8 protein-coding genes and 2 pseudogenes are annotated in these 9,293 nt (G+C 63.9%); 3 read left to right on the forward strand and 7 right to left on the reverse strand.

The window, feature by feature from the left end:
- Positions 1–97: 97 nt before the first annotated feature.
- From RMO57_RS03740 to cueR, 6 genes and pseudogenes are all read right to left on the reverse strand, one after another.
- A pseudogene (locus RMO57_RS03740) lies at positions 98–316 on the reverse strand (hypothetical protein); the annotation flags it as partial.
- Positions 317–334: 18 nt separating this feature from the next.
- Positions 335–1,747: a copper oxidase gene (locus tag RMO57_RS03745; protein ID WP_310384356.1), complete on the reverse strand. Its 1,413-nt coding sequence runs from the start codon at positions 1,745–1,747 to the stop codon at positions 335–337.
- A 17-nt stretch (positions 1,748–1,764) separates the two neighbouring features.
- A complete protein-coding gene (locus RMO57_RS03750) occupies positions 1,765–3,198 on the reverse strand; it encodes a TolC family protein (RefSeq protein WP_310384359.1) in 1,434 nt (477 codons plus the stop codon).
- Positions 3,199–3,207: 9 nt separating this feature from the next.
- The gene (locus RMO57_RS03755) at positions 3,208–3,453 is read right to left on the reverse strand and encodes a hypothetical protein (protein ID WP_310384361.1); all 246 of its coding nucleotides are present in this window, start codon (positions 3,451–3,453) and stop codon (positions 3,208–3,210) included.
- A gap of 269 nt (positions 3,454–3,722) precedes the next feature.
- Positions 3,723–4,166, reverse strand: a complete 444-nt coding sequence (locus tag RMO57_RS03760; protein WP_310384364.1) for a hypothetical protein — start codon at positions 4,164–4,166, stop codon at positions 3,723–3,725.
- Positions 4,167–4,293: 127 nt separating this feature from the next.
- Positions 4,294–4,782: a Cu(I)-responsive transcriptional regulator gene (gene cueR / locus RMO57_RS03765; RefSeq protein WP_310384366.1), complete on the reverse strand. Its 489-nt coding sequence runs from the start codon at positions 4,780–4,782 to the stop codon at positions 4,294–4,296.
- Between the two features lie 174 nt (positions 4,783–4,956).
- Between cueR and RMO57_RS03770 the strand changes: the two genes are divergently transcribed.
- The 3 genes from RMO57_RS03770 (at position 4,957) to RMO57_RS03780 (ending at position 8,146) form a co-directional block, all read left to right on the forward strand.
- Positions 4,957–5,232, forward strand: a complete 276-nt coding sequence (locus RMO57_RS03770; protein WP_310384368.1) for a heavy-metal-associated domain-containing protein — start codon at positions 4,957–4,959, stop codon at positions 5,230–5,232.
- Positions 5,233–5,343: 111 nt separating this feature from the next.
- Entirely contained in the window at positions 5,344–5,787 is a 444-nt protein-coding gene (locus RMO57_RS03775) for a hypothetical protein (RefSeq protein ID WP_310384369.1), read from the forward strand.
- Between the two features lie 76 nt (positions 5,788–5,863).
- Positions 5,864–8,146: a copper-translocating P-type ATPase gene (locus tag RMO57_RS03780; RefSeq protein ID WP_310384371.1), complete on the forward strand. Its 2,283-nt coding sequence runs from the start codon at positions 5,864–5,866 to the stop codon at positions 8,144–8,146.
- Between the two features lie 167 nt (positions 8,147–8,313).
- Here the strand turns inward: RMO57_RS03780 and RMO57_RS03785 are convergent.
- Positions 8,314–9,293, reverse strand: a pseudogene (locus tag RMO57_RS03785) (DMT family transporter); the annotation flags it as partial.

Consider the following 9,293-nt stretch of genomic DNA (forward strand, 5'->3'; position numbering starts at 1 on the left):
TCGGGTCGCCGGCCCGGTCTTGGCCATCGAGGCCGGCGACAGCAGCAGCGCCGCTGAACCCAGCAGCCAGGCGCGGCGGCCCAGCGGCCTGATGAGCTCAGTGCTTGTGTTCTGCATGGTCGTCACTCCTTGCTGTCTTCGCCGTGGCGGCAATCACCTTGATCTTGCCCACCATGCCGGCCTGGTAGTGGCCTGCGATCGGGCAGGCAAAGTCGAAGTCGCCGGCGCGGTTGAAGGTCCAGACGGTGGCCAGCAAGCTGGCAAGAACGGCGCTGGTGCCCCGCTGTTGGATGAATTTCATATGCATCTTCCTAGGTAAGTAGTCAGCGCGGGCTCAGTGCCCGGAGTGACCGGTGGGCTTACGAACTTTGACCTCGGTGGTCTTGGCCGGTGCTTGCTGGCGAGGCATTGACTGGCCACCCTCGGCCGCGAATCGCGCAGGTTCCGGCAGCGCGCCGGTCCACTCAAACGCGACCTCGCCCTTCGGGTGCTGGTACCAACCGGGATCGCCGTAATCGCCTGGCTTCTGATCCTTGCGCACCTTCAGGATCGAGAACATGCCGCCCATCTCGACCCCGCCGAACGGGCCTTTGCCGGTCATCATCGGCAGCGTGTTATCCGGCAGCGGCATTTCCATCTCGCCCATGTCGGCCATGCCGCGCTCGCCCATTACCATGTAGTCGGGCACCAGCTTGGTGATCTGCTTGGCGATCTGGCGGTGATCGACGCCGATCATCGTCGGCACGTCGTGGCCCATCGCGTTCATCGTGTGATGGCTCTTGTGGCAGTGAAAAGCCCAGTCGCCCTCCTCGTCGGCCAGGAAATCGACTTGACGCATCTGACCGACCGCTATATCGGTGGTCACCTCGGGCCAACGGCTGGTCTTCGAGGTCGGCCCGCCATCGGTACCGGTGACCATGAACTCGTGACCATGCAGATGAATCGGATGATTGGTCATCGTCAGATTGCCGATCCGTAGCCGCACCTTGTCGTTCTTGCGCACATTCAGCGTGTCGATGCCCGGGAACAAGCGGCTGTTCCAGCACCACAGATTGAAGTCCAGCATGGTCATGATCTTGGGCGTGGCGGCGCCGGGATCGATGTCAAACGCGTTCAGCAAGAAGCAGAAGTCGCGGTCGACCTCGTCGATCAGCGGATGCTTCACCTTCGGGTGGGTGACCCAGAAGCCCATCATGCCCATCGCCATCTGCGTCATTTCGTCCGCATGTGGGTGGTACATGAAGGTGCCGGGGCGGCGCGCCACGAACTCGTAAACAAAAGTCTTGCCCGGCTTGATGCTGGGCTGGTTCAGCCCGGCAACCCCGTCCATGCCATTGGGCAGGCGCTGGCCGTGCCAATGGATGCTGGTGTGCTCGGGCAGTTTGTTGGTGACGAAGATGCGCACGCGGTCGCCTTCGACCACCTCGATGGTCGGGCCGGGAGATTGACCGTTGTAGCCCCACAGGTGAGCCATCATGCCGGGTGCCAGTTCGCGCAGAACGGGCTCGGCCACCAGGTGGAACTCCTTCACACCCTGGTTCATGCGCCAAGGCAAGGTCCAACCGTTCAAGGTGACGACCGGGTTGTAGGGCCGGCCGGTGTTCGGCACCAGTGGCGGCATCGTGTCCGGCTTGGACTGCATGACCGGTTCGGGCAAGGCCGCCATTGCCACGCGGCTGACTGCCGCAGCGGATACAGCGGCCGTCAAGGCGCCGGCCCCTTGGAAGAAACTACGTCGAGAAACCATTTTTGTTCGCTCCTGAATCAGTGGGCGGGGCCGGCGCTGCCGGTTGCCGTTGTGGGTGCAGCGCCACCGGACAAGCTGGGCTTGCCGATCAGCGCCATGTCGAGATCCGCCTGCGCCACCCAGAAGTCGCGCAAGGCCTCAATCGAGGCGTTGACGGCGTTGATTTGCGACCGGGCATCGGCCAGCAGCTCGAACACGCTGATGAACATGCCGTTGTAGCGAAGCACGTTCTCGTCCGAGATGCGTTTGGCGGTCGGCACGATGTCGTCGCGGTAGTGGCGGGCGATGTCGTACGACGAGCGATAGCCCAGATAGGCTTCGCGGACCTCGGAGCGTGCCTCGACGGCGACTTGCGCCGCACGCTGGACGCTTTGCATGTAGACCCCTTCGGCCCGAGCCATGCGCGCGTCACCCCAATCGAACAGCGGTATCTCAAAGCTGATTTCGTAGCCGGTTTGGCGCGGAGCCTCGTTGGACGAGTTGCGCATATAGCCCAACTCAAGCGCATTCACGAAACGAGTGACCTTGCTCAAACCCAAGCTCTTGGCTGTTGCCTCGACTTGAAGCTTGGCCGCCTGAACGTCTAGGCGCTGGGCAATGGCAAGTTGCTCCACATCGGGCCGGTCCTGCGGCTCCTGAGGAAGCTCGGGCAGCCGGTCAGGCAAGATGAACCCGGTTTGCTGACCCCACAGGCCCAGCAGCCGCGTCAGGCGCTCACGCGTTGCGATGCGCGCGGCTTCAGCCCGCGCCGCATTGAGCACCGCCTCGGAAAAGAAGCCATGCTCGCGCGCCTGCTGCAGCTTGGTCCAGTTGCCCGCCTGGGCCAAGCGCTTGGCCAGTTCGGCGCCAGCGTCTGCGCTTGCGCGAACATCACGCCTATAGCGCACGGTCTGTTCGACCGCCACCGCAGCGTAGTACGCCTTGCGAGACTCGGCGGCCAGCGACAGCATCTCCATGGACACGCTGCGCTGAACGGAGGCAAAGCGCCGGTCCTCCATCTGCCGGATCAAGGGCAAGGCGATCAGGTGCGCCAAATCCAGGGAGAACGAGCGTTCAATCTCACGCTCATCGCCGCGACGCAGCTTCGCAATCGAAAACCCGGGATTGGGCAGACGACTGGCCTGCACCAACTCGGCCTCGGCGATACCAAGTTCTTGGAAGCTGGCTTGCAGGCCGCGGTTGTTCAGCAGCGCGATCTGTACGGCGACGTCGGCACTCAGCGGTTTGGACAGCAACTCGCTGACCCGGTCACTGACAGCGCTCTGATCAGCCTCGGACTTCACCACCTGGACGGTCTTGCCCAGATGCTGCTGGGCCGCTTGCTGGACCGGCTTGATGCCGCCGTCCCCGCTCAAGCTGGCGCAGCCGGCGAGAAGCAGTGGCAGGGTTGCCAGGCCAAGCGTGCGCACTCGCGCCCAGTCTGGTCGGCCCGCGATATTCAGTCTCGTCATGCGAGCTCCTTAATGATGTTTGTGGCCAGCCGGGGCTGCCGCTGCGGGCTTGGCCTCGGGCGGCGTGGGCGGCTTGGGCGCTACGGCTGCGCTTGGCGCGGACGCGGGCGAAGCCGGCGCATCGGCCTGTTGCGCTTCTTTTGCATAGACCCGCCAGCCGCCGATGCTGCCAACCCTGTCGTTGGCCTCTTTCCAGGAGCCGACTTCGGCCTCGGTATTGGGGCGATAGCCCTGAAAGGCTGAACGGTAGATCAACGGGGCGACCGTCGCCTTCGAATCCAGGGGATCAGCACGCGAGTTGGTTGAGGCAGAAGAAGTTTTGCTTGGCGTCTGAGCGAGCGCCGGCTGTATCAGGAAGACCGACGCTGCAATCAGCGCGACTCCAGAAGCAAAGATTTGCATGGTTCTCTCGCAGTTGAACGGGGGGTGGCCACGGCATTCCTCGCGCGCAAACGCCAAGAATCACGTGAACGATCCGGGATGAAGACCCAGCGCGCGATTTGCAATCGCGCGGAGTCAATCCGTCAAGCGAGAGAGAGTCGAGGCGGTCGTTCGAGACCGCCGATCAGCACGAGGTCGTGGGCCGACGCGAGGGTGGCCACGACCGACTCATGCTGAGGAACCACCTCAATCTGGATGATCGAAGTGGTGATCGCTGCAGCACTGCAGCAAGAAGCGCAGACGCTGCACTTGCCAGCGCCTGCAGTCTTAGCTGATTCGACTTTGACGAGCTCACCATCCGCCGATGGGCTGGCATCAGCCTCTGCGTCAGCGTGGGCGCCGGCCGTGTCGTGAGAAGTTCGGCCGGCATCACCATGATCATGCGATGCGTGATCATGAGCTTGAGCTTGAGCAGTTCCGTGATGGGCGGGGCCGCAAAACATCATGGCGTGCGCGGCGTAACCCTGGACGGGTAAGGCCAGCGCCAACATCCATGCGAAAGCGATCCGCCAGAATTTGTTCATCATCAAAGTGTACGGCACAGCAAGGATTCAATAAGCGCGGTTGGAATTCATGCGGCGCAGCAAAGTGCCACCGGTCGCAGCCGGGGCGAGCCGTCTCAAAATCTTGTCCATAGTTTTGCCGTTCGGGCACCTAAGCACGCGCAACGGCCGGCCGCCGCGTGCGCAGTCCGGTCGTGTGGCTCCGAGCGGCAGTCGAGCTTGGCGGGGCCACAAGGGCCACGAGTGCCTTTTCTCCCGCCAGCGATTCGATGATGGGGCACTCAGGGCGCTCATCACCCAGGCAACAGTCCACCAGATGTTCGAGTGCCGCCTTCATGGCCAGCAGTTCTTGCGCCTTCACTTCCAAGGCTTGGATATGTGTTTTGGCCAGCGCCTTGACCTCGCGGCTCGGGCGGCTGCGATCCCGCCAGAGGCTGAGCAGCTTCGCAATCTCAACAATTGAGAAGCCCAAATCCCTTGAATGCCGGATGAAGCGCAACGTCTGGACATCGGTGCCTGCATATTGCCGGTAACCCGCTTCGGTGCGCACGGCGGCTGTCAACAAGCCGACTGCTTCATAGTGACGAATCATCTTGGCCGACACGCCCGAGAGGGCGGCCGCTTGGCCGATATTCAGCATCGTTGAGCCTTTCTAGTCAAACCATAGGGGTCAGTCTAAAGCTTGCCCTCGTTGGAAGGTCAAGCGCCGATGGGCCTGCTTTGATCTCCATCAATTTTTCGCACGAACTGCTTGACCCTCCCAGCGTAGGAAGGACGACAGTACATCCATCAACAGCACTTGAAGGAGCTTGAGATGCTTACATTCGAAGTTAGCGACATGACTTGCGGCCATTGCGTCGGGGTGATCACCAAGGCCGTGCAGGCCGTCGATCCGAGCGCCAAGCTGCAATTTAATCTTGCCGCACATCAGGTACAGATCGAATCGGCTCAAGCCGACGCGCAGAAATGGAGCGACGCCATCACGGCAGCGGGCTACACGCCTCTGCCGCTGCGGGCAGACGCCGCACCCGTTGCGCTTGACGTGCCACCTCGGCGTAGTGGTTGTGGCAGTGGCTGCGGCTGCGCTTGATTCGCAGACACGAAGGCGCTGCGTTGATGCATATCAATGGTCAAGCCGCCTTGCGCGCGCAATCTGCTTAGTCGGCGCTGTTAAAGCGCCCAATGTTAAAAGGAGATATTCATGAAACTCTTGTCCAACTTGAGCGCCGCAGCGATGCTGTTGTTGCTCGCCTATCCGGCAATATCAGCCACCAAGGACGCTGACGAGCGTGCGGCCCACCATCCCGCCAGTGCGCCGGTATCAGCAGTGGCCTCGTCCACCCCGGCGGGCTACGAGCAGCAGATGAAGATGATGCAGGAGATGCATCAGAAAATGGGCGCCGCCAAGACCGCTGAAGAGCGCGCCGCCTTGATGAAGGATCACATGAAGAGCATGCAGGACGGCATGGCCATGATGGGTCAGATGCGGGGCGGGATGATGGCCGCCGGCCGGAGCGGCCAAATCGGCAAGAGCGGCATGCCCACCGACGCCGACATGATGATGAAGCGCCGCATGGACATGATGGAAATGATGATGCAGATGATGATGGACCGCGAGGGCATGAAGCCTCCGATGCTTAAGTAGACCGCTTGTGGACAGCACACAGCCGCCGAGGGCTGCGGGGCGCGTCAGGCCGAATCCACGCAAGGGAGAGAGAGTCATGCAGCACAGCAGCGGGACCGGCCACGCAAGCCACGCGAGCCACACAAACCAGCCAGGTCAGCACCTGATGCCCGACGGCACGGTGATGGACGGCGCACATCACGAGCACAGCCCGCGCGCGCCAGCAACGGGCGCCCCCCCACCGAGCGCAGCAGGCGACGCCAGCCAAGCCGAATACACCTGCCCCATGCACCCGCAAGTGCGTCAGAAGGGCCCCGGCAACTGCCCCATCTGCGGCATGGCATTGGAACCGCTGCTGGCCACGGCCGAGCTAGGCGAGAGTCCGGAGCTGCACGATATGAGCCGGCGCTTCTGGGTTGGAGCGGCACTCTCCGCGCCGGTGTTTGCGCTGGAGATGGGCGGGCATATCTTCAATATCCACCACCTAGTTGCGCAGCAGACCTCGAACTGGATTCAGCTGCTGCTGGCCACGCCGGTGGTGCTTTGGGCCGGCTGGCCCTTCTTCGTTCGTGCGCTCGCCTCGGTCAAGAACCGCAGCCTGAATATGTTCTCGCTGATCGCGCTGGGCACCGGCGCCGCGTGGGGCTACAGCATGGTCGGGACGCTGGCTCCGGGGCTGTTCCCGGCCAATCTGCGCATGGAGGACGGGGCGGTGCCGATCTACTTCGAGGCTGCGGCGGTCATCACGGTGTTGGTGCTGCTGGGTCAGTTGCTGGAGCTGCGCGCTCGCGAAAAGACCTCCGGCGCCATCAAGGCCTTGCTCGGCCTGGCGCCGAAGACGGCGGTGAAGGTCCGTGCAGACGGCAATGACGAGACGGTGCAGGTCGACGCCATTCAGGTCGGTGACCTGCTGCGCGTGCGCCCGGGCGAGAAGGTGCCGGTCGACGGTGAACTCACCGAGGGCAAGGGCAATGTTGATGAATCGATGGTGACGGGCGAGCCGATACCGGTGGCCAAGACGGTCAGCTCCAAAGTCACGGCCGGCACCTTGAACCAGACCGGCGGCTTTGTGATGCGCGCCCAGAAGGTGGGGGCCGACACCCTGCTGTCACAGATCGTGCACATGGTGGCAGCCGCTCAGCGCAGCCGCGCCCCGATCCAGCGCATGGCCGACCTCGTGGCGGGCTGGTTCGTGCCCTTCGTCATCCTGGCAGCATGCCTGACCTTTACGGCCTGGCTGATCTGGGGGCCGGAGCCGACCTTCAGCTATGCGCTGATCACGGCGGTGGCGGTCCTCATCATCGCCTGCCCCTGTGCGCTGGGCCTGGCGACGCCGATGTCCATCATGGTCGGCGTCGGCAAGGGTGCGCAGCACGGGGTGCTGATCCGTGATGCCGAGGCACTTGAGCGCATGGAAAAGGTCGATACCTTGGTGTTGGACAAGACCGGCACGCTGACCGAGGGCCGGCCCAAGGTCGTCCACATCGAACCGGCGAGCGGCTTCACCGCGGATCAGGTGCTGCAAAAGCTGGCCAGCGTGGAGCGGGCCAGCGAACACCCCCTCGCGCTGGCCATCGTCAACGATGCCCAGGAACGCAAGCTGGCCTTGTCGGCGGTGACAGATTTCGACTCACCCCTCGGCAAGGGGGTGATGGGCACGGTGGACGGCGCTAAGGTCATCTCCGGCAGCGCCAAGTTCCTGGCCGAACACGGCGTCGATAGCGCGAGCCTGGCGGCCTTGGCCGAAGTACAGCGGCGCGATGCCGCTACCGTCATCTTTGTCGGCCTGGGCGGCAAACTCGCCGGTTTCGTCGCCATTGCCGACCCCATCAAGGCCAGCACACCGCAAGCACTGAAGGCGCTCAAGGCCGCCGGCATTCACATCGTCATGCTGACGGGAGACGGCAAGACCACGGCCGACGCCGTCGGTCGCCAACTGGGCATAGACGAGGTGGTGGCCGAGGTCTTCCCGCAAGACAAGGCGGCCGTGGTCAAGCGTTTGCGCGACGCGGGCCGTGTCGTGGCCATGGGCGGTGACGGGGTCAATGACGCACCCGCGCTGTCGAGTGCCGACGTCGGTTTGGCCATGGGCACCGGGACCGATGTGGCGATGGAAAGCGCGGGCATCACCTTGCTCGGCGGCGACCTGATGGGCATCGTTCGTGCGCGGGCCCTGTCCCAGGCGGTGATGCGCAATATCCGGCAGAACCTGTTCCTGAGCTTCGCCTACAACGTGGCCGGCATCCCCTTGGCGGCAGGTGTGCTCTACCCCTTCTTTGGCCAGTTGCTCTCGCCCGTCGTGGCGGCGGCAGCGATGGCGCTGTCCTCGGTCAGCGTGATCGCCAACGCGCTGCGCTTGCGTGCGGTGAAGATCGACTGAATTGGGCTCCGCGCCTCAGGCGCATCGTCATCCGAGAGCTGCACCGACCCTTGTTGCGCTACAGCCAGCAATAGGCTTGGTCGCTGTCTGCATCGAACGTGGCTTCGCCCGAGTTCACGGCCGTCTGCTTGATCGGATACGCACGGTAAATTTTCATTGCGGCCCAGTCAATGCCTGTGAACATGATGCGCATCCGGAACATGGGCGTGGGCGTGGTGGACGGGCTGGTGCCGGTGCGAATGGCTGTGAGGGCCGTCGGGCATCGCTTCATGCTGATGATCATGGTGGCCATCATCGTGCCGGTGCGCATGTTCATGCGCCAACTCCTCATGCTCATGCGCGTGGCCATGCGATTCGGCCAGGTGAATGACGACACCCAGCAGCATCAGCACCCCACCCGCCGCCATGCCCCAGCCTGCTGAACGGTCGCCCAACGCGAAGGCGAGCAACGCGCCGATGAAGGGGGCGAACGCAAAGACCGAGCCCGTGCGTGCCGCGCCAAAGGCCCGCTGGGCCAGCAGGTAAAAACGCAGGCTCAGGCCGTAGCCCGTGGCGCCGACGGCCAGCAGCCCCAAGGTCGGCCAGATGCCGGGTAGCGGCTCGCCCGCCCGCCAGCAAGGCCAGGCACAGCGTCGCAGCACTGCCCAACGCCGACTTGATGAACACCACCTGGCCGGGATCACGTTCTGCCAGCGCCCGCGACAGGGTGTTGTCCATGCCCCAGGCCGCCGTGGCGACCAGAACAGCCAGCAGCCCAAGCAGCTAGCCGCCGCCACTCAAGCCCTGATCAAGCACCAGCAGCCCGCCACCGGCCAGCAGCATCAGCATCGCCACCCAGACCCGGCGGTCCATCGTCTCGCCATACAGGCGCCAGGCCAGCGTCGCCGTGAACAGCGCCTCCAAGGTCAGCATCAGCGAGGCGCCCGTGCCGCTGGTGCGCTGCAACCCCCAGGCCAAAGCCACCGGGCCCAGCACTGCACCGAACGCCGCCACGGCCAATAGCCTGAGGGTGTCGGAGCGCAGCACGCAGGCTTCCTGTTCCACCGGCTGGCGAAGCAGCGCGCCGATGATGGCGGCGCCCGCGTAAAGCAGGGCCGCCGTCGTGAAAGGACCCAGCCCAGCACCCAGTTGCTGGACCAAGGGCGTG

This window comes from Roseateles sp. (assembly GCF_031397715.1).
Taxonomy (GTDB): Bacteria; Pseudomonadota; Gammaproteobacteria; order Burkholderiales; family Burkholderiaceae_C; genus Paucibacter_A.

Coding starts and splice junctions, on each gene's coding strand:
- RMO57_RS03745 (WP_310384356.1), bottom strand. CDS start 1,747: ATGGTTTCTCGACGTAGTTTCTTCCAAGGGGCCGGCGCCTTGACGGCC.
- RMO57_RS03750 (WP_310384359.1), bottom strand. CDS start 3,198: ATGACGAGACTGAATATCGCGGGCCGACCAGACTGGGCGCGAGTGCGC.
- RMO57_RS03760 (WP_310384364.1), bottom strand. CDS start 4,166: ATGATGAACAAATTCTGGCGGATCGCTTTCGCATGGATGTTGGCGCTG.
- cueR (WP_310384366.1), bottom strand. CDS start 4,782: ATGCTGAATATCGGCCAAGCGGCCGCCCTCTCGGGCGTGTCGGCCAAG.
- RMO57_RS03770 (WP_310384368.1), top strand. CDS start 4,957: ATGCTTACATTCGAAGTTAGCGACATGACTTGCGGCCATTGCGTCGGG.
- RMO57_RS03775 (WP_310384369.1), top strand. CDS start 5,344: ATGAAACTCTTGTCCAACTTGAGCGCCGCAGCGATGCTGTTGTTGCTC.
- RMO57_RS03780 (WP_310384371.1), top strand. CDS start 5,864: ATGCAGCACAGCAGCGGGACCGGCCACGCAAGCCACGCGAGCCACACA.